The following is a 24,648-nucleotide window of genomic DNA, read 5'->3' on the forward strand; positions in this document are numbered from 1 at the left end:
CTGCTCCCCTGGGCTGAAAGCCTTCCCGAGTATTGCAAACTCAAATAATTTTAACCGATTTGAGCTCCTTATGGGAGCTCTTTTCTTTATCCCTCACGGGGGATTATGGAGCGCTTACGATGTTGTGCTGCAGCGCTACCCTTTGTGGTGGAAAATGAGCGAGCCAAAATCCGGCAGCGGCAGGCCAGGGCATGGGGGCGGCGATTTTGCAGGCCAAATAAAAAATCCCCGCCCCCAAAGGGGCGAGGAAGGAGTTCTTGCGTGCTTTTTCGATAAGTTTGCATCGTACCGCGCCGCAGGCGCAAACGCTGGGAACGAGCCAGAGCGTAAAGGCGCCGCGGAACTGCCGGAGATCCGGAAAGTTGATGGTACCCAGTGAAAGTCTTTTGCTTACTTTTCTTCCAGAAAAGTAAGTTAGCGGGAGAGGAAGCGGGTGAGGAACTCGGTGGTTTTGGGGTTCTGGGGATGATCAAAGATCTCCTGGGGCGTGCCTTCCTCGGCAATAACGCCGTCGGCCATGTAGACCACGTGGCTGGAAACATCCCGGGCAAAGGCCATCTCGTGGGTGACCACAATCATGGTCAGACCGTCGGCGGCCAGTTTCCGCATGACCGACAGAACCTCACCCACCATCTGGGGGTCAAGGGCGCTGGTGGGCTCGTCAAACAGCAGGACTTCCGGCTGCATGGACAGGGCCCGGGCAATGGCGACGCGCTGCTTCTGTCCGCCCGACAGCTGCCGGGGCCGGGCATTGATGTAGGGCGCCATGCCCACCTTTTCCAGGTTGGACAGGGCGGTGCGGCGTGCGGTCTCCTTGTCCTGATGCAGGACGTACCGCAGGCCGGCGGTGCAGTTGTCCAGAACCGTCATGTTGTTGAACAGGTTGAAGCTCTGGAACACCATCCCCACACGGGCGCGGTATCCGCAGGGATCAAACCGCTTGTCGGTGATGTCCTGGCCGTGGAACAGGATGGAGCCGCTGGTGGGCGTCTCCAGCAGGTTGATGCAGCGCAGCAGGGTGGACTTGCCGCTGCCCGATGCGCCGATGACGCAGGTGACGTCGCCGGGCTTGACGGTGAAATCCACGTCCCGCAGCACTACGTGGGTGCCAAAGCTCTTGGACAGGTGGCGGACCTCAATGATGGGCTCAGACATGGCTTGCACCCTCCTTCATGTCAAGATTCTGGGACGCATGGTTGGGCTCGGGGGCGTTGTACATCCCGCTGGTGTAGGCCAGGGTGTCGGTGGTGTTCAGGTCGTAGTTCTGGGGCCCGTCCAGCTTCTTCTCCCACAGCCGCAGCAGATAGCTGGACACCAGGGTCATGGTCAGGTAAATCAGCATCACGATGGTGGCGCTCTCAAAATAAGTGTACAGGGCGCCCACCACGCTCTTGTGGACAAAGAACAGGTCGGTGATGGAGATGACCGACAGCACCGAGGTATCCTTGATGTTGATGATGAAGTTGTTGCCGATCTGGGGCACAATGTTCCGCAGAGCCTGGGGCATGATGACGTGAAGCATGGTCTGCCAGTGGGTCATGCCGATGGCCATGGCGCCCTCGGTCTGGCCGGGGTCAATGGACACGATGCCGCCGCGGACCGTCTCGGCCATGTAGGCGCCGGTGTTGATGGAGACAATCAGGAAACCGGCCGTCCACATCTCCATGTGGACGTTGAAAATCTGCATCATGCCGTAGTAGATGAAAACCGCCTGGATCATCATGGGGGTGCCGCGGAACAGTTCCACATAGCACCGCAGCACAATCCGCAGCAGCCGCAGGGGAATCCGCTTGTACAGCGGGTCCCGGTTGGGATCAATGGGGATGGTCTGGAGGGTGCCCACGGCAAAGCCGATGAGGCAGCCGATCAGGGTGCCCACCAGGGCCAGCAGCAGGGTGGTGCCTGCGCCCCGCAGGTAGGACATGCCATACTGCTGCAGGATGGAGGCACACTCGTTGATAAATGTGTACATGGGGAAACTCCTTTGCACGTCCGGCCAAAAGCCAGAGACAGCCGCGGCCCCGGCCAGGCAGAACACCCGGCCGGGGCACGAAAACTGTGTGGTTGTGTGGGTTTACTGGTTGCTCAGGGGCTGGGCCTTGATGGCCTCATCCATCATGGCGTTGTAATCGTCCTCAGTCATGGTGGACAGCACCTCGTTGATGGCGTCCTTGAGGGCGGTGTTGCCCTTCTTCAGGGAGATGCCGATGTTGATCTCTTCCTCGCTGACCTCAAAGTCGCCCTCGCCGCCGCCGAAGTCCAGCAGGGTGAAGTCGGGATAGGCCACCAGGGCAGCCTGTGCGGTGGGACGGTCGGTGACCACGATGTCGCAGGCGCCGCTGTTCAGGGCCACCAGCATGGAGGGAGCGGTCTCCTGCGCGGGCAGAATCTCTGCGCCGGGGATCTGGGGCAGGCAGATGTCGTACCAGATGGTGCCCAGCTGGCTGGTGCAGACGGCGTTGGCCAGGTCATCCACGCAGGTGGCGGAGGCGTATGCGCTGTCCTTCTTGGTCAGGGTGACGATGGAGGCGTAGTAGTAGGGCTCGGTGAAGTCCACCTTCTGGGCGCGCTCGCTGGTGATGGACTGGCCGGCGATGACGCAGTCCACGTCACCGCTCATGACGGCGGGAATCAGGCTGTCCCAGTCCAGCTTGACAATCTTGATGTCCTGGCCCAGGGCCTCAGCGATCTTCTTGGCCATCATGACGTCGTAGCCATAGGCGTAGTCGCTGGAATCGCGGATCTGAACGGCGCCGTTGGCGTCGTCGCTCTGGGTCCAGTTGTAGGGGGCGTAAGCGCACTCCATGGCCACCGTCAGAGTGGTGGGATCACCGTCGCCGTCGGGCACGTCGGATGCGCCTGCGGAACTGCCGCAGCCTGCCAGGCCGGCTGCCATCAGCACAGCCAGGCAGAGAGCCAAAATCTTGTTCTTTTTCATGTGGTTGAATCTCCTTTTTCCCAAAAACCCTTCTTTGTGTCGGGCCGGGCAGAGCCTGTCCGGCCGGTGAGCCACCGCCGCAAAAAACCCGGCATCCACGCAGGATACCGGGGTTTGGGGTCAGCGTAAAAAGCTGCGTCCGGCGCATGCCGTCGCCGCGCCGATGCGGCTCACAGATGCTATTGTATTCAGATGTATGCCATTTGTCAAGTGGAAAGCATTATAAAATAGGAAAGCCTCTGCCAGCGATTGACAAACGCCCTGCAAGCGGGTAAACTAAGACTGTCTTTTTGTGAGGACGCTGTTTTTTGCAGTTTTATGATAGAGGAGAAATCGTCATGGAAAAGAAAGTACGCACCCGTTTTGCCCCTTCACCCACCGGGTATATGCATGTGGGCAATCTGCGCACTGCTCTGTACGCCTACCTGACCGCCAAGCACACCGACGGCACCTTCATCCTGCGGATTGAGGACACCGACCAGGAGCGCTATGTGGACGGTGCCGTGGATGTGATTTACAATACCTGCCGTGAGGCGGGCCTGCTGTGGGACGAAGGCCCCGACGTGGGCGGCCCGGTGGGTCCCTATGTCCAGAGCGAGCGGATGGGCCTGTTCAAGCAGTACGCCGAACAGCTGGTGGCCGACGGCAAAGCTTATTACTGCTTCTGCACCAACGAGCGTCTGGACGCCCTCCACGCCGAGCAGCGGGCCCGGGGCGAGATGACCCATTACGACGGCTGCTGCCGCGACCTGCCCGCCGAGGAAGTGCGGGCCCGTCTGGCCGCCGGAGAGCCCTATGTCATCCGTCAGAAGATCCCCCGCACCGGCGTCACCGGCTTTGACGACCTGGTCTACGGCCACATCGAGGTGAACAACTGCGAGATGGACGACCAGATCCTCATCAAGAGCGACGGCATGCCCACCTACAACTTCGCCAACGTGGTGGACGACCACCTGATGGGCATTACCCACGTCATCCGCGGCAGCGAGTACCTGTCCTCCACCCCCAAGTATAACCTGCTGTATGAGGCCTTCGGCTGGGAGATTCCCGCCTACATCCACTGCCCGCCGGTGATGAAGGACGCCCAGAACAAGCTGTCCAAGCGCAACGGCGACGCCAGCTATCAGGACCTGATCGCCAAGGGCTGCCTGCCCCAGGCCATCCTGAACTATATCTGTCTGCTGGGCTGGAGCCCCAAGGGCGAATACGCCGAGCAGGAGATCTTCACCCTGCCCGAGCTGGTCAAGATCTGGGACCCCGCCGGCATTTCCAAGTCTCCGGCCATCTTTGACCCCCTCAAGCTGCGGGCTATCAACGCCGAATATATCCGCCGCCTGAGCCCCGAGGAGTTCCGGGCCAAGGCCGACTCCTGGATCGACAGCGCGGTGCACTGCCCGGTGAACAAGGAGCTGCTATGCGCCAACCTGCAGCCCCGGTGCGAGATGCTCAGCGATATCCCCGAGCAGGTGGACTTCTTCGACGCCCTGCCCGACTATGACCTGAGCCTGTACACCAACAAGAAGCAGAAGACCACCCCGGCCTCGGCTCTGGAAGCCCTGACCGCTCTGGAACTGCTGCTGTCGGACGAAGGCACCGACTACAACGACCGCGACGGCCTGTTTGACGCCTGCAAGGCCCTGGCCGAGCGGATGGAGAAGAAGAACGGCTGGCTGCTGTACCCCCTGGGCATCGCCCTGTCGGGCAAACAGCGGACCCCGGGCGGCGGCGTGGACCTGGCCTGCATGATGGGCCGGGAAAAGACGGTGGAGCGCCTGCGTCTGGCCATCCAGCGTCTGCAGGCGAAGGCGGACGAATAACCGCTCAAAGCCGGACAAGAGAAAAAATCCAAACCAAAAAGGTCCCTGCATGGCCCAAAACGGCGGTGCAGGGACCTTTTTATATTCTTTTGCCTGTTTGGGTCATTGTTGCCAGATGCGGCAAAAAGCGCGGCGCGGCCCTGTTAGAGTATATGCACAGAGCAGCTTTGGAATGCATGATTTTTACAGGGGGCGTTACATATGGAAAAGAGTTTTGTGGGTTTTGGTCCGGCCAGCACGCCGCTGCCGGTGCGGGAACAGGACGGGGCAGCGCTGGCGCGCCGCGGACAGATTGGGGCGGTGCTGCGGCAGATCTATGGGCTGCTGGCGGGGCTGGCCGGGGGCTGGGCCATGCTGTATGGGCAGTTGAACCCCTTTGCCCTGGGCCTGGTGCTGGGCCTGGGGGAGGACTGCTTTGCGGCCTGCGGGGCCGGGGCGGTGCTGGCCCTGCTGCTGCGGGGACAGGGGGTGCGGACGGTTTGCCTCATCTGTGCGGTGGGCGGCGCCGTGGTGGCCCGGTGGCTCTGGCCCCGGCGGTATCTGCCGGCGGCCGCGGCGGGATGCGTGCTGTTGCTGGGCAGCGCCTTCTGTTTCCGAATGTACATCGGCGGGGACGGGCTGCTGTTCTCGGGGGCGGAGGCGGTGCTGGCCGCCGGGATTGGCTTCATCCTGCGGCGGTGGCCCGCCGAAAAACCGGGGGCAGGCCGGCTGATGCTGGTGCTGTGCGGGGCAGCGGCCCTGGGCCCTCTCAGTCTGGGAGCGGTGAATCTGGGGCTGGCTGCCGCCATGTTTTACACATTGGTGCTGGCCTGCCGTGGAAAAATCCAGCCCGCTCTCAGCAGCGCGGCGGTAGCGGCCGCCGGTCTGGTCTGCGCCGACAGCGCCCTGGCCTGCAGCGCGGTGGGCCTGTGCTGCGGTACCGCTCTGGGCCTGCTGGCCCAGGGGGACAAACTGGTCTGTATGGCCTTTTATGGGGGCGGGGCGCTGTTGGGCATTCTGGCGGTCCAGCCGCCCGGAATGGCCTTTGGATATCTGGCGGCCCTGGGAGCGGGGGCCGGGGCCTGTCTGGTCCTGCCCCGGCGGCTTCTGATGCGGGACCCCAGTCTGGCCCACGACCCCGCCGAGCGGGCCGAAGGGCCCCAGCTGTCGGCGGCAGCCACCCGTCTGAACGCGGCCGCCGAGAGCCTGTCCTCCCTGGCGGACACCGTCAACCGGGTCTATGAAGGATTGCCCCGCCGCCAGGAGGGCTGGCGGTGGGTGGTGGACAACACCCATGACGCCCTCTGTGCCAACTGCGGCCGGAAGGAGGCCTGCTGGAAGGAGGAATATACCGTCACCATGGAGGGCTTTGAGGCGCTGCGGCCCATCCTGGAAGAAAAACAACAGGTGGAGGCCCAGGACCTGCCGGGCCAGCTGGCCCGGTGCGTCCATCCGGCGGCCCTGTCGGGGACGGTGACCCGTTCCTTTGCCCTCTACAAGAGCCGGCAGGAGGCCCGGGTCCATGCCGAGGCCATGCGGACGGCCCTCACCGAACAATACAGCGCCGTGGCCCAGGCCCTCAGCGCCCTGGGAGATCAGATAGGCAGCCCGGGCAGCCCCGAGCCCTATAAATCAGGCCGGGTGGCGGCGTTTTTCTCCTCGCTGGGGATGCCGCCCCTGGAATGTGCCGTCACCCTGGACGATCTGGGCCGCACCCGGGCGGCGGTGACCCTGCCCCGGGCCCGGTTCAGTCAGGGAGAACTGTCCGCTCTGGCGGGGGAGGTGGGCAAACTCTGCCGCCGCAGCTTTGAGACACCCCAGAAGTTGAGCTGCAAGGGGGTCACCACCCTTCTCTTTACCGAAAAGCCCCTGCTGCGGGCGGTGTTCGGCTGGGCGGGGGCCGCCGCCCAGGGGGACGTGTCGGGGGACGCCGTGCAGCAGTTTTGCAGCCCCACCGCGGCCCAGATGATCCTCTGCGACGGAATGGGCACCGGGCGCCCCGCCGCCGTGGACGGGAATCTGGCTGCCGACCTGACGGGACGGCTGCTGCGGGCGGGGTTCACCGCCGAGCTGGCGGCCCGCCTGGTGAATGTGGCCCTGGCCCTCAAGAGCGAAGAGGAGAGCGGGGCCACCCTGGATTTGCTGAGCGTGGATCTCTACACCGGCACCGCCCGGATCTTCAAGGCCGGAGCGGCCCCCGGCTTCATTGTCCATGAGGGCCAGGCCCGGACGGTAGGGGAGGCGGGCCTCCCGGTGGGGGTGCTGGGCGGCGTCAACGGCCAGAGCCGGATGGTGCGGCTGGCGGCCGGAGACGTGGCGGTGCTGGTGTCGGACGGCCTGCTGGTGGACGGCCCGGGCTGGGTGCTGAAACAGCTGGAACTGTCGGCGGCTGCAGGGGACAGCCCCGAACAGATCGCCCAGACGCTGGTGGAGACCGCCCGGACCCGGGCCAGCCAGGACAGCCGTACCGACGATATCACCGCCGCCGTCCTGCGGCTGGAACGCTATTGAATCACGCATGGCCGCAGGGGAGGGCGGCGCCGGAAAAACAAGAAAAGGGCCTGCCGCTTTGCCGCAGCAGGCCCTTGGTGCATTTTTTGTCAGTTTTCATCCTCGCCGCCGTAGATGCGGATATAGTGGGGAGCATTTTTGGCCTGGCAGAAGAGCAGCAGCGCCGTTGCTGCGACGGCAAGAGCAGTGAAGAAAACGAGCATTGCTTTGAGAACTTTCATGTCTGGACCTCCTTATGGTGGTAGGCGGGCGGCGGCAAAATCGGCCCGCCCTGCGTTCCTCACGGAGCGTGGTGTAAGATAGTTATAGTATAGCATACTCGGCGGCGGTTGGCAAACCCGGACCGCCGGAAGAATCAGGAAATCGCCGCCGGGTGAAAAAGAGAAAATTGACCAAAATTCATGCGGAATATCCGTGCAGAATGCTGCGAACAGCGAAAAAATTTCTCTTTCATCAAATTTCTGACCAGTTGGGCGTTGACTTAAACCGGGGAAATGATACAATAAAAATATGTCAAGCAGCAGCCGCGGGACAACTGCGCCCTTTTGGGACAGGGCCCTGCGGCAATAAGCAGAATGGGGGATTGTATAGTTCATGTTGAACAAGCTGAAACGTGCGGCGCTTGGCGCGCATACGCCGCATGACAAAGCAACCGCTGCAAGCAAGCCTGTCCCGATGCCCCTGCCCGCGCAGGTGCGCATCCTGATGAGCCAGCATATCGGCGCCCCGGCGAAAGCCACGGTCAAGAAGGGCGATGCGGTCTGTGTTGGCACGCTGATCGGTGAGGCCGGCGGTTTTGTGTCGGCCAACATCCACTCCAGCGTTTCGGGCACGGTCAAAGCGGTGGAGCCCTACCGCCTGTCCAACGGCAAGCTGTGTGATTCGGTGGTCATCGAGACCGACGGCAAGCAGACGGTGGACCCGTCGGTCCAGCCGCCTGTCGTCACCGACAAGGCCAGCTTCCTGGCAGCCGTGCGGGCCAGCGGCCTGGTGGGCCTGGGCGGCGCCGGTTTCCCGACCGACGTCAAGCTCCAGCCCAAGAGCCCGGTGGATACCCTGCTGATCAATGCCTCGGAGTGCGAGGTCTGGCTGACCAGCGACACCCAGGAGATGCTCACCTGCCCGGACGACATCGTCCGCGGCATCCAGGCAGTGCTCCAGTACACTGGCATTCCGCGCTGTATCATCGGCATCGAGAAGAATAAGCCCGAGTGCATCGACCTGCTGTGCCAGAAGACCAAGGACATCGCCAACATCGACGTCAAGCCGCTGCCCAGTGTCTACGGCACCGGCGCAGAGCTGATCCTGATCGAGAAGTGCCTGGGCCGCGAAGTGCCCCACGGCGGCCTGCCCGCCGACGCCGGCGCCATCGTCATGAACGTGACCTCGGTCAGCATGCTGGGCAAGTACCTGGCCACCGGTATGCCGGTGGTGGAGCGGGTGGTCACCGTGGACGGCGACGCCTGCGCCCAGCCCCAGAACATGATTGTCCCGGTGGGCGCATCCTACCAGGATATCGTCAACGCAGCCGGCCTCAAGCCGGACGTCACCCTGGGCAAGGTGGTGGCAGGCGGCGCCATGATGGGCCCCGCCGTGGAGGATCTGAGCTATCCCACCACCAAGACCTGCTCGGGCCTGATCCTGCTGAGCAAGGCCGCCGCCACGCCGCCCGCTGCCGAGCCCTGCATCCGCTGCGGCCGCTGCATTGAGTACTGCCCCATGGGCCTGGCCCCGGTGGAAGTCAATGGAGCTTACGCCGCCCGCGACGTGGAGGAGCTGGGCAAGCTGCACGTGGACTACTGCTTCAACTGCGGCTCCTGCACCTTCGTGTGCCCGGCCAAGCGCCCCTGCACCCAGATGATGGGTCTGGCCAAGGCCTACTACCTCGATCAAATCAAAAAAGGAGGCAATAAGTAATCATGGACACCAAGCTTATTGTTTCGGCCTCCCCGCACGTCCGGTCGGATGAGACCACCCGGGGCCTGATGGCCAACGTCATCGTCGCCCTGTGCCCGGTGGTGGTCGCTTCGGCGGTCATCTTTGGCCTGCGGGCTCTGCTGGTCACCGCCTTCTCGGTGGTGATCTGCGTGGCCCTGGAGTGGCTGTACTGCAAGCTGCTCAAAAAGCCCACCCCCGTCGGCGATCTGTCCGCCGTGGTTACCGGCATCATCCTGGCCATGAACGTGCCTGTCAATATGCCCCTGGGCCAGGTGGCCGTGGGCGCTGTGGCAGCCATCCTCATCACCAAGCAGCTGTTCGGCGGCATCGGCATGAACTTTGCCAACCCCGCCCTGGTGGGCCGCATTGTCCTGTTCCTCAGCTTCACCAACGAGATGAACGCCTGGGTGTTCCCCGACGCTGCGGTGGACCAGCTGGCCAGCGCAACCCCGCTGCAGGTGGCTGATCCCGGCCGTCTGAACCTGCTGGACCTGTTCATGGGCATCCATGGCGGCGTCCTGGGCGAGACCTGCGCCCTGGCCATCCTGCTGGGCTTTGTCTACCTGGTGGTCACCAAGACCATCAGCCCCTCCATCCCTCTGACCTATGTGGGCAGCGTCTTTGTCTTCTATATGATCGCCACCGGCAGCGTCCATGAGAGCCTGGTGGAGGTCCTGTCCGGCGGTCTGCTGTTCGGCGCCGTCTTTATGGCCACCGACTATGTCACCAGCCCCTTTACCCTGAAGGGCAAGCTGCTGTACGGCATCTGCCTGGGCGTTGTTACATTTGCCATCCGCTACTGGGGCAGCTACACCGAGGGCGTCTCCTTCGCGCTGCTGTTCATGAACCTGTGGGTGCCCTTCATCAATGACGCCACCCGCCAGGTCCCCTACGGCTATGTCAAGCCGGGCAAAAAGGCAGGAAAGGAGGGCGCTTCCAAATGACGAAATCTTCTAACTGGGAGAGAACCATCAAACCGATCCTGGTGCTGACCCTCAGCTCCCTGGTGGCCAGCCTCCTGCTGGCCCTGGTCAACTCGGTCACCGCGCCGGTCATCGAGGCCAACCAGAAGGCCGCCACCCTGGTGGCCTACGTGGAGGTGCTGCCCACCGTTTCCGACGCTGCCGAGCTGGAAGAGATCACCGACTACACCACCGCCGGCATCACCGGCGCCGTCCGCGCCCCCGACGGCTCCATCGCCATGCAGGCGTCCGAGAGCGGCTACAACGGCGGCATGGTCAATGTCATCGTCGGCTTTGACACCACCGGCACCATGACCGGCATCCACGTGGACGCTTCGAGCCAGACCAGCGGCATCGGCACCAATGTGGCGCTGCCCGACTATCTGGCCCAGTTCGACGGGCTGACCGCCGGCGAGAACATCGCCAAGGGTCAGGGCTACGATGCCGTGACCGGCGCGACCTACTCCACCGACGCCCTCTTCGCAGCCATCAACGACTGCATCAACTGCTACAACGAGCTCGCATAAAGGAGGCTGAATCAATACAATGGCACAAGAAAAAGTCTCCAAGGTAAGCATCCTTACCAATGGTATCATCAAGGAGAACCCGGTCCTCCGCCTGGTGCTGGGCACCTGCTCCACCCTGGCGCTGACCACCTCGGTCTCGAACGCCTTCGGCATGGGCGCGGCGTTCACCTTCGTGCTGGTGCTGTCCAACGTGATCATCGCCATGCTGCGCAACATCATCCCCGCCAAGGTCCACCTGCCCTGCTACATCGTCATCATCGCCAGCTTCGTCACCATCGTCCAGATGGTGATGCAGGCTTTCACCCAGAGCCTGTACGACGCCATGGGCGTGTTCATCCCCCTGATCGTCGTCAACTGCATCATTCTGGGCCGCGCCGAGATGTTCGCCTGCAAGAACACCGTCGTTGACTCGGCCATCGACGGTATCGGCATGGGCATCGGCTACACCCTGACGCTGCTGCTCATGTCCACCATCCGCGAGATCCTGGGCAACGGCACCTGGCTGGGCTTCCAGGTCATGCCCGAAGGCTTTGTCACCATCGGCATCATGACCCAGGCTCCCGGCGCCTTCCTCTGCTTTGGCCTGCTGATGGGCCTGTGCATCTGGGTGGAGGGCAAGCTGGACGCCCGCATCGAGCGCAAGATCGGCTGCCAGCCCATGAAGGATCTGCAGGAAGGAGAGGATAACAAATGATCGTTAAACTTGCGGCTATCTTCTTCAGCATGATCCTGGTCAACAACTACGTGCTGGTGAAGTTCCTTGGCATCTGCCCGTTCCTGGGCGTGTCCAAAAAGCTGGACTCCTCGCTGGGTATGTCGGGCGCGGTCATCTTCGTCATGTTCATGGCGACGGCCGTCACCTTCCCCATCCAGATCTATGTCCTTGACCCGGCCGGGCTGGGTTATCTGCAAACCATCGTGTTCATTCTGGTCATCGCGGTGCTGGTGCAGTTCATCGAGATCTTCCTGAAAAAGTATATGGTCTCGCTGTACAACGCCCTGGGCGTCTACCTGCCCCTGATCACCACCAACTGCTGCGTGCTGGGCGTGGCCATCCTGGTCGTGGACGACTACGGCGCGGATGTGGCTGCCCTGGGCTTCGGCTGGGCCTACATCGAGTCGCTGGTCTGCGCCGTGGGCGCGGGCGTCGGCTTCATGCTGGCCATGTGTATGTTCAGCTGCGTGCGCAAGCGGGTGGAAGTCTGCGACGCGCCCGGCCCCATGAAGGGCCTGCCCATCACCCTGGTCGCCGCGGCGATCACCAGCCTGTCCTTCATGGGCTTTGGCGGCATCGTCGAGAACCTGTTTAACGTCACACTGTAAGGGAGGAGGAAACGGGATATGAGTATCGTATTGGCTGTTGTCCTCTGTACCGTCGTGGGTGCCCTGGGCGCCATCATTCTGGTGGCCGCATCCAAGTTTATGGCAGTGGAGGAAGATCCCCGCATCGAGCAGGTGACGGGCTGCCTGGCCGGCGCCAACTGCGGCGGCTGCGGCTACGCGGGCTGCGCCGACTACGCCAAGGCCATCGTCATGGACGGCGAGCTCTGCGACAAGTGCGCTCCCGGCGGCCCCAAGGCTGCCGCCGAAATCGGCAAGATCATGGGCGCCCAGGTGTCTGCCGTGGCCAAGAAGGCCGTGGTTCAGTGCCAGGGCAACAAGGACAACTGCAAGCCCAGCTATGAGTACAAGGGTATTCAGAGCTGCGCCGCTGCCGCTGCCCTGTACGGCGGTCCCAAGGACTGCTCCTTTGCCTGCACCGGCCTGGGCGACTGCGTCAAGGCCTGTAAGTTCGACGCCATCCACATCGTCAACGGTGTGGCTGTGGTGGATCAGGACAAGTGCACCGGCTGCGGCGCCTGCGCTGCCGTCTGCCCCAAGCACGTCATCATGATCCAGACGGCCGGCCCCGAGAAGCCGGTGGTCATGTGCTCCAACTGCGACCGCGGCCCGGTGGCCATGAAAGCCTGCGCCACCGCCTGCATCGCCTGCGGCATGTGCCAGCGCAACTGCCCGTCGGACGCCATCCACGTCACCGACAACCTGGCCCGCATCGACTACGACAAGTGCACCGGCTGCGGCACCTGTGTCGCCAAGTGCCCCAAGAAGATCATCACCTACCCGCTCAAGAAGAACGGCTAAGACGGTCTCCGGGCTCGATACAAACAACAACACCCCCGCAGGACACCCGGCCATGCCGGCCCTTGCGGGGGCTTTTCAGTGAGGAAGAAACGGTATGGATGAACAACAGATCTTGGCCCGGCGGCGGAACGCGGGATTTACGGCCTTTTTCTTCAGCGGGATCTGCGCCATCTCCAGCGGCGTGGTGGTGAGCCTGCTGCAGGAGCAGTACGGCTTCGCCTACGGCATCACCGGCACCCTGCTGAGCCTGATGAACATTGGCAACCTGGTGGCGGGCTTTCTGTCGGGGATTCTGCCCGGGATGCTGGGCGGCATGAAGCGCAGCGTCCTGCTGCTGTCCCTGGGATACCTGGTGGGCTACAGCCTGATGGGCTTTACCGGGGCGGTGGCTCTGCTGGGCCTGGGCTTTTTCCTGGTGGGCGCCGCCAAGGGCCAGGTTATCAACACCTGCACCATCCTGGTGGGGGACAGCAGTCCTGACCGGACCCGGGGCATGAACCTGATGCACAGCTGCTATGCCTGCGGCGCGCTGCTGTGTCCCTTTGTGATTGCGGCGGCCGGCCGGGCCGGGGCCAAAGCCCCGCTGTTCCTGCTGGCCCTGCTGGGCGCAGCCCTGTGGCTGGCCTTTGCCCTCACCCCCATGGGTCAGGGCGGCAAAAAGGCCGGGGGAAAGATCGACTGGAGCTTTTTGCGCAGCCGCCGTTTCTGGCTGCTCACCGGCCTGATCTTCTGCCAGAACGCCACCGAAACCAGCGTCACCGGCTGGATGGTCACCTATTTCAAGGACAGCGGCATCATTGCGGGGATGCTCAGCACCTACACCGTCACCGTCATGTGGGGCGCCACCCTGATCGGGCGGCTGCTGATCGCCTTTGTCTTTCCCTTTAAGAATCCCCGCCGCGCCATGGTGGGGATGGGCGCAGGCTGCCTGGTGGCCTACATCGGCCTGATGCTGGCCCGCAGCCAGACCCCGGCCATCGTCCTGCTGTTCCTGTTCGCCTTCGCCATGGCGGGCATGAACCCCACCGCGGTGGCAGCCGCCGGCCGGATGACCTCGGTCACCAGCATCGCCATTCTGCTGCCGGCGGCCAGCCTGGGCGCCATCGTCATGCCCTGGATCATTGGCATGGTGGCCGAGGCGGTGAGCCTGACCGCAGGCATGGCCTCCAACATTGTGCCCTGCCTGGACATGCTGGCCTTTGCGGTTCTGGTGGCCCGCCTGCCCGAGGAGGAAGCAGTCTGAGCGCTCAGCCCTCTTCCTGGCCGCGGGGCCGGGCGCTGAACACACAGCCACAGTAGTCCTGCCGGTACAGCCCGTACTCCGCCGACAGCTGGAGGGAACGGAGATACCCGTTTTTCTTCTTGAAATCCGAGGGCAGGTGAGGGACGCCGAACTCGGCGGCCAGCTCCTGGCCGATCTGGTTGATGCGGACGGCGTCCTTGTGGGGGCTGATGGACAGGGTGGTGGTAAACCAGTCGAAGCCGTGTTCGGCGGCGTACTGGGCGGCCCGGCGCATCCGCAGCCGGTAGCAGGCGGTGCACCGCTGGCCCCGTTCGGGCTCGTCTTCCAGGCCCCGGGCGGCGTCGTAGAACTCCTGGGGATCGTACCGGTCCTCCACCACCGTCACACCCAGGGGGTGCGCCTGGGCCACAAACCGCTCCAGCTCCTCCTCCCGGCGGTGGTATTCCTCTGCCGGCCAGATGTTGGGGTTATAGTACAGAATGGTTATCTCAAAATACTGGGACAGCTGCTCCAATACCGCGCTGGAACAGGGCCCGCAGCAGGCGTGAAGCAGCAGCCGGGGCCGCCGGCCGTTGAGGCCGCGGAGCACGGCGTCCATTTCCCGGGAATAGTTGGGAACATTCGGCATAGTATCACCTCTCACAGCAGAGTATAGCACAAGCGCTGGTCCAGCGCAAAAGGAGAACACCATGACACAGGAAAAAATCGCCCGCATCAACGAGCTGGCCCGCAAGAGCAAAACCCCCGAGGGCCTGACCCCCGCCGAAAAGGCCGAACAGCAGGCCCTCCGGCAGGAGTATCTGGAGGAGGTGCGCCGGTCCTTCCGGGATCAGCTGGACCACACCGTGATCCAGGAGCCGGACGGCACCCGTCATCGCCTGGCCCGCAGCCCCAAGCCCAAACAGCCCAAGAGCTGAAGGTTTTGGACGAAACAAAACCGTTTCCATCGGATTTGGGACTTGTTTGGACGGCAATACATGGTATAATAGAAATGTGCGGGCGGACGCCGGCACAGGCCGGGGGAGGAAACCCCGGACAGGCGGTCCGGATCCAGGGCAGCGTATCCCGGGCAAGGTGCACGGAAAAGGCTGTTCTTCAGTTCAGTAAAGAGGTCATCAATTATGCTTACTGCAATCACAGGGATCAACTGGGGCGACGAGGGCAAAGGCCGCATGGTCGACCTGCTGAGCCAGGACTACGACATCGTGGTCCGCTACCAGGGCGGCAACAACGCCGGCCACACCGTCAAAAATGAGCGGGGCAAGTTCGTCCTGAACCTGCTGCCCTCGGGCATTCTGCGGCCCAACATTGTCTGCGTCATGGGCAATGGCATGGTCATCGACCCGCATCATCTGGATGGTGAAATCGCCAGCCTGCGCGAGCAGGGGATTACCGTCTCCCCCGAGAACCTGAAGATTTCGGACCGCGCCACCATCACCATGCCCTACCACGTCCTGCAGGACGGCCTGGAGGAAGCCCGCCTGTCCAAGACCGGCGCACAGTTCGGCTCCACCAAGCGGGGCATCGCCTATGTGTACGGCGACAAATATATGAAGAAGACCCTGCGCATGGGGGATCTGCTCCATCTGGACGACTCGGTCCGCAAGCGCCTGACAACCATGGTGGAATCCAAAAACCTGGTGATGGAGGGCAGCTACAACGCCGAGCCCATCAGCGTGGATGAGATGTGGGCCTGGCTGGAGAAGTACGCCGCCATCTTCAAGGACTACATCTGCGACGCCGGCGCTTACCTGGACGAGGCCGACCAGGCCGGCAAGAAGATCCTGTTTGAGGCTCAGCTGGGCGCTCTGCGGGATGTGGACTTCGGCATTTACCCCTACACCACCTCTTCCAACGTCATCGGCGCTTACGCCCCCATCGGCGCAGGCATCCCGGGCCGGAAGCTGGACCACTCGGTGGGCATCATGAAGGCCTATTCGTCCTGCGTGGGCGACGGCCCCTTCACCGCCGAGCTGGCCATGACCGAGGAGGAAAAGCACTTCCTGCGGGAGGCCGGCCACGAGTATGGCGCAGCCACCGGCCGTCCCCGCCGCGTCGGCCCCATCGACCTGGTGGCCAGCCGGTACGGCGTGTCCTGCCAGGGCTGCGACGAAGTGGCTCTGACCCTGCTGGACGTGCTGGACTATATGGAGAAGGTGCCCGTGGTGACCGCCTATACTCTGGAAGACGGCACCACCACCACCCGGTTCCCCATGGGCAAGGCTCTGGACACCGCCAAGCCGGTGGTGGAGTACCTGCCCGGCTGGCACTGCGACATCACCGCCGCCCGCCGCTGGGAGGACCTGCCCGCTGAGGCACAGAACTATATCCTCTATCTGGAAAAGGCCGTGGGCTGCAAGATCACCTATATTTCGGTGGGCGCTGAGCGGGAGGCTTACATCCATCGTACCTGAGAAACGGGGAGAAAACCATGTTCGATATCATTACAGACAGCGCCTGCGACCTGACGCAGGAAATGATCCATCAGCTGGGGCTGACCGTGGTGCCGTTCTACGTGTCCATTGACGGCCAGACCTATCTGAAAGAGGGCCAGGAAATGGCGGTGCGGGATTTCTACCAGTTCATGGTGGACCGCCCCGACATTCTGCCCAAGACCAGCCTGCCCTCCCTGGAGGACTTTGAGCGGGTCTTTCGGGAGAAGGCCAAGGAGGGCCGCGATGTGCTCTGTCTGTGCTTCACCGGCAAGATGAGCGGCGGTGTGGGCAGCGCCCGCAACGCCCGTGAGCTGGTGCTGGAGGACTATCCCGATGCAGTCATCGAGGTGGTGGACACCGGCGCAGCCACTGTCAGCGAGGCGGCCACCGTGGAAAACGCAGCCGCCATGCGGGCTGCGGGCTGCACCCTGGCCGAGACCCTCACCTGGCTCAACGGCACCCGCCCCACCAACCAGATCTTCTTCACCGTGGGCAATCTGGACTACCTCATCAAGGGCGGACGAATCGGCAAGGTGACGGGCCGTGCGGCCAACCTGCTGAACGTCAAGCCCATGATCCACTTTGCCGACGGCGAGATCTTCTCGGGCGGCATGGCCCGCGGCCGGCAGAAGAGCATGGAAAAAGCCATCGAGCAGCTGCTGGGCTACCTGGCCGAGCGGAACGCCGACCCCGACGACTACCGCATCCTTGTGGGCTACGGCTATGACGCGGACGAAGGCCGCCGCTTCTGGATGCAGCTGCGGGCCGCCCTGCGTGCCAAGTACCCCGCCAGTGAGTGCGATGTGGAAATGCTGCAGATCGGCGCCACCATTGCCGTTCACACCGGCCCCCATGCCCTGGGGGTGGGCGTCATGCGCAAGTGGAAAAGCCCCATCCAGTAATCCCCTGAACCATAAGTAACATAAATCCCCCATTCTGCCCGTGAGGGCGGAATGGGGGATTTTTGCGTTTCACAGTCAAATCTGGGTAGATTTCCTCCGGCCTTCCCGTCCCCAAAACGTCTTGTATCCAAGATGGGCCTTTCCCAACTATATAAAATTAAGCAAAAATGGAAAATCTTGAAATCGGGTCTTGACACGGGGGGGTATGGTATTATAGGCACACAAAGGAAAGGACCTTCCTTTGAACCTGTTTTGGGTCTCTATCTTTTACACCATTTAAGGAGGAAAAATTCAAATGAAACTCAAGAAAATTGCTTCTCTGATGCTCGCTGGCATCATGGCCATCAGCATGCTGGCTGGCTGCTCTGGCAAGGGCGAGACTAAGCCCGAAGAGCCCGCTACCGGTGTGAACGCTACTACCGTGATTGCTGCTCTGGATAAGAAAGTCACCGATAAGGTTACCTTCACTGCTTCTTCTTCTCTGCAGACCACTCTGGAGAAGGCTGTTCAGTACGTTGGTACTGAGAAGATTGGTGAAATCAACCGCAAAGATCTGACCAAGTTCGATACTACTCTGGTTGATGCAGGCGTTCTGTGTGCCAACAAGATTGATGATGTTAAGAGCGAGGAATGGTACAAGAAGGCTGAGAACAACAGCATCACTCGTGTTGTTGTGTTGGACGATGTGGATTACAGCAAGTATACCGATGCCGCTGTTGTTGAGGCTCTGGCTAAGGAAGTTAATGATCTGAAGATTGCTGATTCTGATGATGATAAGATCAATGCCACTCAGACCGCTGCTGAGCTGGTGTCTTATAACAACAAGGACTTCGAGGAGAATGGCAGCAAGTACTACTACACCTTCAAGTACACTGGCACCATGGCAGTTACCAAGGTGGTTGGCGATAACGGCACTTCTTATGTTGTTGCTCTGACTGTGACTCGCGTTCCCAGCAAGGCTACCAAGGGCTAATGAGTCCTAAAAAATTCTAATTTACTTATAACACCCCAGTAGCACCATGACTGGGCGTGATGTAAGGAATCTCGGGCAAGAGACCGCCTGAGGTTCGGGTAAATAACCCATCCGATGTGGCGACAAAGGGGAATGTCTAACCAATATTCCTTCTGTTGTTGATCGCACCAAAACAAAAGAACTTTTGCGTCACGAAAGATAGGGTCCCTCTGCGAGGGCCGGCTCTCACGAGCTGGCCCTCGCATTGTTTGTTGTGGGGCCTGGATCATAAAAACTCCCCGTTCCCATAAAGGAAAGCGGGGAGTTTTGATTTTATGCAGCTTTTCTGCGGGTCAGAAAATCAGGCTATGAGGCAGTTTGCATCGTACCGGGGCACAGCCCCAAACGCCGGGAACGAGCCGGAGCGGAACGGCCCCGCGGAAGCGTCGGAGACCCGGAAACTTCATGGTACACAGTGAAGCTTTTTGCAAGGCTTTTTCTCGAAAAAGCCGGAAAAAAGCCCGGAACCGAAGTTCCGGGCTTTTGGTGGACGGTACAGGACTCGAACCTGTGACCTCCTGCACGTCAAGCAGATGCTCTACCAGCTGAGCTAACCGTCCAACTCTTCTTTTGTGCCGTTTGTCGCGGCTTTGTTATGATAGCACATTTCAGAAGAAAAAGCAAGAGGAAAAAGACAAAAATAAAAAAATTGTGAGTCCTGCGCCCTTAATTGCCATTCCCGCGCCGCTGTGCTATACTATAACAGTATAACTTCCGGTCAAAATGCGCCGGAACGGGAAAGGCAGGCAGAAGGCAGAGGGTGAGAGTTTTGGGCATTGACCCCGGCTACGCGATTGTGGGCTGGGGCGTCGTGGAATATACAGGAAACCGGTTTGCGCCGGTGGATTTCGGGGCCGTCACCACCGACGCAGGCCGTCCCTTTGAAGGCCGGCTGCGGGACGTGTACGAGGGCGTCTGCGATGTGATTCACCGCACCCAGCCGGAGGTGCTGGCCATCGAAAAACTGTTCTACCAGCACAACCAGACCACCGTCATCGGCGTGGCCGAGGCCCGCGGGGTGATTCTGCTGGCGGCGGCCCAGGCGGGCCTGCCGGTGTATGAGTATACCCCCATGCAGGTCAAGCAGGCAGTCACCGGCTACGGCAAGGCGGTCAAAAAACAGGTGCAGGAGATGACCCGCATCCTGCTGCATCTGCCCGCCATCCCCAAGCCCGACGACACCGCCGACGCGCTGGCCATGGCCATCACCTTCTGCCATACCCATGCCAACCAGCTGAGCCGCCTGTCGGCCCGGCGAATCGGGCCCATCTGAGCCGCCCGGAAAGATCGTTTTGAGGATACACTATGATTTATTGCCTGAGCGGAAAAATCATCAAGAAAACGCTGGACAGTGTGGTCATTTCCTGCGGCGGGGTGGGCTATTGCGCCCAGTGCCCCTCCAATGTGGCGGCGGCCATGCCGGGAGCCGGGTCGGAGGCCACCCTCTATACCGTTCTGAACGTCACCGAAAATGACATCAGCCTCTATGGCTTTGCCACCGAGGAACAGCAGAACTGCTTCAAACTGCTGACGGGCGTGTCGGGGGTGGGCCCAAAGGTGGGCCTGGCCATCCTGAGCGTCATGGAGCCGGACCGGGTGTACCTGGCGGTGTCGGCAGGGGACCACAAGGCCTTCAAGGCCGCCAACGGCGTGGGCCCCAAGCTGGCCCAGCGGATTGTGCTGGAACTGAAAGACAAGGTGGCCAAGGGCGCTGCCGGGTCGGCCACCATGGAAGACCTGTCCGGCGTGGCGTCCACCACGTCGGGCCAGAGCGGCAGCCAGGCCATTGCGGCGCTGGTGTCCCTGGGCTACAGCCAGAGCGAGGCCGCCCTGGCCATTTCCAAGATTGATCCTGCGCTGCCGGTGGAGGAGATCATCCGCCTGGCGCTGCGGGGCATGGCAGGGGGGAGATAATCCATGCAGGACGAAGCACTTTATGGCGCAAAAATGATGCAGCCCGGCCTGACGGCGGCGGACAGCGAGGAAAACAACCTCCGCCCCCAGCATCTGGAGGACTACATCGGACAGGAAAAGGTCAAGCAGAACCTGAAAGTCTACCTGGAGGCCGCCCGCCGCCGGGGAGAGGCCATGGACCATGTGCTGCTCTACGGCCCGCCGGGCCTGGGCAAAACCACCCTGGCCGGCATCATTGCCAACGAGATGGGGGTGCAGATCCGCATCACCAGCGGCCCCGCCATCGAGAAGCCGGGAGACCTGGCGGCCCTGCTCACCAACCTGCAGGAAGGGGACGTCCTCTTTATTGATGAGATCCACCGGCTGTCCCGCCAGGTGGAGGAAGTGCTGTATCCGGCCCTGGAGGACTACGCCCTGGATATCATCATCGGCAAGGGCCCCAGCGCCCAGAGCATCCGGATCAACCTGCCCCATTTCACTCTGGTGGGCGCCACCACCCGGGCCGGCCAGCTGACCGGCCCCCTGCGGGACCGGTTCGGCGTCCTGCTCAAGCTGGAGCTGTACAGCCCCGACGAGCTGGCCAAGATCATCCGCCGCAGCGCCGGCATTCTGGACCAGCCCATCACCCCCGAGGGTGCCTATGAGCTGGCCAAGCGCAGCCGGGGCACCCCCCGCGTGGCCAACCGCTTCCTCAAGCGGGTGCGGGACTTTGCCACCGTGCTGGGGGACGGCGTCATCGACCAGGACGTCTGCCTGATGGCCCTGCGCCGGATGGATGTGGACGCCCTGGGGCTGGACGAGCTGGACCGCAGTTTGCTGCGGGCCATCATTGAGATGTACGGCGGCGGGCCGGTGGGCCTGGAAACCCTGGCCGCCGCCCTGGGTGAGGAAGCCGTCACCCTGGAGGATTTGTGCGAGCCCTATCTGATGCAGATGGGCTTTCTGACCCGGACCCCCCGGGGCCGGTGCGTGACCCATCTGGCCTATGAGCATCTGGGCATGCGTCCCCCCGAGACCGACTGTGCCGAGGACGGCGGCCAGCAGAGCATGTTCTGAGGACCGCCGCATAAAAACGTCTATAGAGAGTGCCGCTCTGCGGCCTGCAAGAAGGGATCTGATGGTATGGGAAAGTATTTTGGAACCGACGGCGTGCGGGGCATTGCCGGCGTTGACCTGACCTGTGAGCTGGCGATGAAGCTGGGCCGCGGCGTGGCGGCGGTCCTGACCGACAGCACCGGCCGCAAGCCCCGCATTCTGATTGGCAAGGACACCCGCCAGTCGGGCGATATGCTGGAGGCCGCCCTCACCGCCGGCCTGTGCAGCGTGGGCGCCGACGTGGAGGCTCTGGGCGTTCTGCCCACCCCGGCGGTGGCCTACCTGGTCACCAAGTACAAGGCGGACGCCGGCGTGGTGATTTCGGCCTCCCACAACCCCATGGAATTCAACGGCATCAAGGTCTTTGCCTCCACCGGCTACAAGCTGCCCGACGAGGTGGAGGCCCAGATCGAGGCCCACATCGACAACGACTGCAAGGATATCCCTCTGGCCACTGGCGCCGGGGTGGGCCAGGTGTCCTTCCGGACCGACGGCCTGCGGGATTATGTGGACCACCTGTATGAGTCGGTGGAAGGGGACCTGACCGGCCTGAATGTCTGCATCGACTGCGCCAACGGCGCCGCCGCTGCGGTGGCCCAGAAGCTGTTCCCCCGTCTGGGGGCCAAGTGCACCTTCCTGGGCGTCACCCCCGACGGCAAGAACATCAACGATGGGGTGGGCAGCACCCATCTGGAAAAACTGGAAAAAGCCGTGGTGGACGGCGGCTATGACTGCGGCATCGCCTTTGACGGCGACGCCGACCGCTGCCTGGCCTGCGACGAAAAGGGCCAGGAGATCGACGGCGACAAGATCATCGCCCTGCTGTCCATGATGATGAAGGCCAAGGGCAAGCTGGACGCCGACACCGCTGTGGTGACGGTCATGTCCAACCTGGGCTTTGTGAAGTTCATGGAGCGCCAGGGCATCCGCACCGAAAAGACCGCCGTGGGCGACCGGTACGTGCTGGAGAATATGCGGGAGAACGGCTATGCCATCGGCGGCGAGCAGAGCGGCCATGTGATTCTGCTCCACCACGCCACCACCGGCGACGGCGAGCTGACCGCCGGCAAGCTGCTGACCCTGCTGGCCGAGAGCGGCAAGAAGATGAGCGAGCTCAACGGCATCTATGCCCAGTTCCCCCAGGTGCTCATCAATGTGGAAGCCAACGCCGCCCAGAAGGCCGCCTACAAGGAGGACGAGGTGCTGGCTGGCTTCATCGAGAACGAGCAGCAGAAGCTGATGGGGATGGGCCGGGTTCTGGTCCGCGTGTCGGGCACCGAGCCCAAAATCCGCGTCATGGTGGAGGGCGAAAACCTGGAGGAGATCCGGGCCTGCGCCGAGCGGATTGTGGAGCGGATCAACCGCCGCATTCTGAAAAAGTGATAACCTGTTTTTAAGACGTTTCTGAAAGAGGAAGACCATGAGAGCAGCCGACAGCTGGAAGGATTACGAATTATTGGACGCCACCGGGGGCAACCGGCTGGAGCGGTGGGGGGAAGCCCTTCTGGTCCGGCCTGACCCCCAGGTGGTCTGGAAAAGTGCGCCCCAGAGCCCCCTGTGGGCCCGGGCCGACGCCATCTATCACCGCTCCAACCAGGGCGGCGGCAGCTGGGAACATCGCCGCCCCCTGCCCGAGCGCTGGCAGATTCACTGCGGAGAGGGCCCCGGGCGGCTGACCCTGATCGTCAGCCCCACCGGCTTCAAGCACACCGGCGTGTTCCCGGAACAGGCGGTGAACTGGGCCTGGTATGACCAGAAAATCCGGGCCGCCGGCCGCCCCATCCGGGTGCTGAACCTGTTCGGCTACACCGGCGGCGCCACCCTGGCCTGCGCTGCGGCGGGGGCCTCGGTCTGCCATGTGGACGCATCCAAGGGCATGGTCCAGTGGGGCAAGGAAAACGCTGTGGCCAGCGGCCTGGCCGACCGGCCCATCCGGTGGCTGGTGGACGACTGCAGCAAGTTCGTGGCCCGGGAAAAGCGCCGCGGCAACACCTACGACGCCATCATCATGGACCCGCCCAGCTATGGCCGAGGTCCCGGCGGCGAGGTGTGGAAGCTGGAGGACTGCATCTATGACCTGATCTGCCAGTGCGCCGACGTGCTGAGCGACCATCCGCTGTTCTTTGCGGTCAACAGCTACACGGCGGGCCTGTCCCCGGCGGTGATGGAGTATATCCTCAAGACCACCCTGACGCCCCGGTTCGGGGGCGCCACCAGCTGCGACGAGATCGGCCTGCCGGTGAAGGAAACCGGCGGCGTGGTGCCCTGCGGCTCCACCGCGATCTGGGAGTCGCTGTGAACGAAAATCAACACACCAACCTGAGCATGGGGCGCAGCCCGGGGCCAAGGGCCGGACGGGCGTGCCACCAGAAAAGAGAAGGACAAATGAACGAAACAATTCTGCAGGCCAAGGACCTGCACTTCCGGTATGACCCGGAGGGAGCCAGCTACGCCCTGAACGGCGTTTCGGCCGCTGTGAAGCGGGGCGAGTTTGTGGCGGTGCTGGGGGCCAACGGCTGCGGCAAATCCACCCTGGCCAAGCACTTCAACGCCATTCTTCTGCCCGAGACCGGCACGGTCACGGTGGAGGGGATGGATACCGCCGACGATGACAAGCTGTACGACATCCGCCAGAAGGTGGGCATGGTGTTCCAGAACCCGGACAACCAGATTGTAGCCACCGTGGTGGAGGAGGACGTGGCTTTCGCCCTGGAAAACCTGGGCGTCCCCACCGAAGAAATGCGCCGCCGCATCGACGACGCCATGAAGATGACCGGCATCTATGAGATGCGCACCCGGGCTCCCCACAACCTGTCGGGCGGCCAGAAACAGCGGGTGGCCATTGCGGGCATCGTGGCCATGAGCCCCGACTGCATCGTGCTGGACGAGGCCACCGCCATGCTGGATCCCCGGGGCCGGGAACAGGTGATGCAGACCATCCACCGGCTGAACCGGGATATGGGGATCACCGTGGTGGCTATCACCCACTATATGGAGGAGGCCGCCCAGGCCGACCGGGTCATCGTCATGAGCCGCGGCCACATCGTGATGGAGGGCACCCCCAAAGAGGTGTTCAGCCGCACCGAGGAAGTCCGGGCCCTGCACCTGGACGTGCCCCAGGCCGCCGAGCTGCGGGACGAGCTGGTGAAGGCCGGCATCCCCATGCCGGAGGGCATCATCGACCCCGGCGAATGTGCACAGGCTCTCTACGAGCTGCTGAAGTGAGGGAGGGC

25 protein-coding genes and 1 tRNA gene are annotated in these 24,648 nt (G+C 62.6%); 20 read left to right on the plus strand and 6 right to left on the minus strand.

Going from position 1 to position 24,648, the window contains the following annotated elements; all coding sequences use genetic code 11:
* A partial coding sequence (locus B5G28_RS14785; protein ID WP_204228800.1) for a hypothetical protein occupies positions 1-379 on the plus strand: 379 nt, incomplete at its 5' end.
* Between the two features lie 35 nt (positions 380-414).
* Here the strand turns inward: B5G28_RS14785 and B5G28_RS03115 are convergent.
* The 3 genes from B5G28_RS03115 to B5G28_RS03125 form a co-directional block, all read right to left on the minus strand.
* Positions 415-1,155, minus strand: coding sequence for an amino acid ABC transporter ATP-binding protein (locus tag B5G28_RS03115; protein WP_087246275.1), 741 nt, complete (start codon positions 1,153-1,155; stop codon positions 415-417).
* Positions 1,148-1,972 carry an amino acid ABC transporter permease gene (locus B5G28_RS03120; RefSeq protein ID WP_087246276.1) on the minus strand — a complete coding sequence of 275 codons (825 nt, stop codon included), beginning with the start codon at positions 1,970-1,972 and terminating at the stop codon, positions 1,148-1,150. Before B5G28_RS03120 ends, B5G28_RS03115 begins: the two co-directional genes overlap by 8 nt.
* A 102-nt stretch (positions 1,973-2,074) precedes the next feature.
* Positions 2,075-2,938, minus strand: coding sequence for a transporter substrate-binding domain-containing protein (locus tag B5G28_RS03125; RefSeq protein WP_087246277.1), 864 nt, complete (start codon positions 2,936-2,938; stop codon positions 2,075-2,077).
* 338 nt (positions 2,939-3,276) lie between these two features.
* Between B5G28_RS03125 and gltX the strand changes: the two genes are divergently transcribed.
* Both gltX and B5G28_RS03135 read left to right on the plus strand, forming a co-directional pair.
* Positions 3,277-4,755 carry a glutamate--tRNA ligase gene (gltX, locus tag B5G28_RS03130; protein WP_087246278.1) on the plus strand — a complete coding sequence of 493 codons (1,479 nt, stop codon included), beginning with the start codon at positions 3,277-3,279 and terminating at the stop codon, positions 4,753-4,755.
* 201 nt (positions 4,756-4,956) lie between these two features.
* On the plus strand, positions 4,957-7,245 hold the full coding sequence (locus B5G28_RS03135; protein ID WP_087246279.1) for a PP2C family protein-serine/threonine phosphatase: 2,289 nt from the start codon (positions 4,957-4,959) through the stop codon (positions 7,243-7,245).
* Between the two features lie 89 nt (positions 7,246-7,334).
* Here the strand turns inward: B5G28_RS03135 and B5G28_RS15125 are convergent, their stop codons facing one another.
* Complete coding sequence (locus B5G28_RS15125) at positions 7,335-7,466, minus strand: hypothetical protein (RefSeq protein ID WP_255396766.1); 132 nt, start codon at positions 7,464-7,466, stop codon at positions 7,335-7,337.
* A 373-nt stretch (positions 7,467-7,839) separates the two neighbouring features.
* Between B5G28_RS15125 and B5G28_RS03140 the strand changes: the two genes are divergently transcribed.
* From B5G28_RS03140 to B5G28_RS03170, 7 genes are all read left to right on the plus strand, one after another.
* On the plus strand, positions 7,840-9,162 hold the full coding sequence (locus B5G28_RS03140; RefSeq protein ID WP_087246280.1) for an RnfABCDGE type electron transport complex subunit C: 1,323 nt from the start codon (positions 7,840-7,842) through the stop codon (positions 9,160-9,162).
* A gap of 2 nt (positions 9,163-9,164) precedes the next feature.
* Positions 9,165-10,127: an RnfABCDGE type electron transport complex subunit D gene (locus B5G28_RS03145; RefSeq protein ID WP_087246281.1), complete on the plus strand. Its 963-nt coding sequence runs from the start codon at positions 9,165-9,167 to the stop codon at positions 10,125-10,127.
* Entirely contained in the window at positions 10,124-10,672 is a 549-nt protein-coding gene (locus B5G28_RS03150; protein ID WP_087246282.1) for an FMN-binding protein, read from the plus strand. Before B5G28_RS03145 ends, B5G28_RS03150 begins: the two co-directional genes overlap by 4 nt.
* 19 nt (positions 10,673-10,691) lie before the next feature.
* Positions 10,692-11,366 (plus strand): electron transport complex subunit E, encoded by a 675-nt coding sequence (locus B5G28_RS03155; RefSeq protein ID WP_087246283.1) that lies wholly within the window; start codon positions 10,692-10,694, stop codon positions 11,364-11,366.
* Positions 11,363-11,995: an Rnf-Nqr domain containing protein gene (locus B5G28_RS03160; protein ID WP_087246284.1), complete on the plus strand. Its 633-nt coding sequence runs from the start codon at positions 11,363-11,365 to the stop codon at positions 11,993-11,995. Before B5G28_RS03155 ends, B5G28_RS03160 begins: the two co-directional genes overlap by 4 nt.
* 18 nt (positions 11,996-12,013) lie before the next feature.
* Entirely contained in the window at positions 12,014-12,814 is an 801-nt protein-coding gene (locus tag B5G28_RS03165) for an RnfABCDGE type electron transport complex subunit B (protein ID WP_087246285.1), read from the plus strand.
* A 94-nt stretch (positions 12,815-12,908) separates the two neighbouring features.
* Entirely contained in the window at positions 12,909-14,057 is a 1,149-nt protein-coding gene (locus tag B5G28_RS03170; protein ID WP_087246286.1) for an MFS transporter, read from the plus strand.
* Positions 14,058-14,061: 4 nt separating this feature from the next.
* Here B5G28_RS03170 and B5G28_RS03175 read toward each other — a convergent pair whose 3' ends face one another.
* Entirely contained in the window at positions 14,062-14,685 is a 624-nt protein-coding gene (locus B5G28_RS03175; protein ID WP_087246287.1) for an epoxyqueuosine reductase QueH, read from the minus strand.
* 61 nt (positions 14,686-14,746) lie between these two features.
* Here B5G28_RS03175 and B5G28_RS03180 point away from each other — a divergent pair, with 61 nt between their 5' ends.
* The 4 genes from B5G28_RS03180 to B5G28_RS03195 all read left to right on the plus strand — a co-directional run bounded on the left by B5G28_RS03180 (position 14,747) and on the right by B5G28_RS03195 (position 18,367).
* On the plus strand, positions 14,747-14,974 hold the full coding sequence (locus B5G28_RS03180; protein WP_087246288.1) for a DUF896 domain-containing protein: 228 nt from the start codon (positions 14,747-14,749) through the stop codon (positions 14,972-14,974).
* 204 nt (positions 14,975-15,178) lie between these two features.
* Positions 15,179-16,471 (plus strand): adenylosuccinate synthase, encoded by a 1,293-nt coding sequence (locus B5G28_RS03185; protein ID WP_087246289.1) that lies wholly within the window; start codon positions 15,179-15,181, stop codon positions 16,469-16,471.
* Between the two features lie 17 nt (positions 16,472-16,488).
* Positions 16,489-17,394, plus strand: coding sequence for a DegV family protein (locus B5G28_RS03190; protein ID WP_087246290.1), 906 nt, complete (start codon positions 16,489-16,491; stop codon positions 17,392-17,394).
* 295 nt (positions 17,395-17,689) lie between these two features.
* The gene (locus B5G28_RS03195; protein WP_087246291.1) at positions 17,690-18,367 is read left to right on the plus strand and encodes a hypothetical protein; all 678 of its coding nucleotides are present in this window, start codon (positions 17,690-17,692) and stop codon (positions 18,365-18,367) included.
* Between the two features lie 523 nt (positions 18,368-18,890).
* Here B5G28_RS03195 and B5G28_RS03200 read toward each other — a convergent pair.
* Positions 18,891-18,966 (minus strand) — tRNA-Val (locus B5G28_RS03200).
* A 200-nt stretch (positions 18,967-19,166) separates the two neighbouring features.
* On the opposite strand from B5G28_RS03200, the gene ruvC reads away from it, so the two are divergent.
* The 6 genes from ruvC to B5G28_RS03230 all read left to right on the plus strand — a co-directional run bounded on the left by ruvC (position 19,167) and on the right by B5G28_RS03230 (position 24,640).
* Positions 19,167-19,679: a crossover junction endodeoxyribonuclease RuvC gene (ruvC, locus tag B5G28_RS03205; protein ID WP_087246292.1), complete on the plus strand. Its 513-nt coding sequence runs from the start codon at positions 19,167-19,169 to the stop codon at positions 19,677-19,679.
* Positions 19,680-19,711: 32 nt separating this feature from the next.
* Positions 19,712-20,320 carry a Holliday junction branch migration protein RuvA gene (gene ruvA, locus B5G28_RS03210; protein ID WP_087246293.1) on the plus strand — a complete coding sequence of 203 codons (609 nt, stop codon included), beginning with the start codon at positions 19,712-19,714 and terminating at the stop codon, positions 20,318-20,320.
* 3 nt (positions 20,321-20,323) lie between these two features.
* Positions 20,324-21,376 carry a Holliday junction branch migration DNA helicase RuvB gene (ruvB, locus tag B5G28_RS03215; protein ID WP_087246294.1) on the plus strand — a complete coding sequence of 351 codons (1,053 nt, stop codon included), beginning with the start codon at positions 20,324-20,326 and terminating at the stop codon, positions 21,374-21,376.
* 66 nt (positions 21,377-21,442) lie between these two features.
* Positions 21,443-22,798 (plus strand): phosphoglucosamine mutase, encoded by a 1,356-nt coding sequence (glmM, locus tag B5G28_RS03220; RefSeq protein ID WP_087246295.1) that lies wholly within the window; start codon positions 21,443-21,445, stop codon positions 22,796-22,798.
* Positions 22,799-22,835: 37 nt separating this feature from the next.
* Complete coding sequence (locus B5G28_RS03225; protein WP_087246296.1) at positions 22,836-23,714, plus strand: class I SAM-dependent methyltransferase; 879 nt, start codon at positions 22,836-22,838, stop codon at positions 23,712-23,714.
* An 86-nt stretch (positions 23,715-23,800) separates the two neighbouring features.
* Positions 23,801-24,640 carry an energy-coupling factor transporter ATPase gene (locus B5G28_RS03230; RefSeq protein ID WP_087246297.1) on the plus strand — a complete coding sequence of 280 codons (840 nt, stop codon included), beginning with the start codon at positions 23,801-23,803 and terminating at the stop codon, positions 24,638-24,640.
* Positions 24,641-24,648: the final 8 nt, after the last annotated feature.

It is taken from the genome of Faecalibacterium sp. An77, from assembly GCF_002161315.1.
Classification (GTDB): domain Bacteria; phylum Bacillota; class Clostridia; order Oscillospirales; family Ruminococcaceae; genus Faecalibacterium.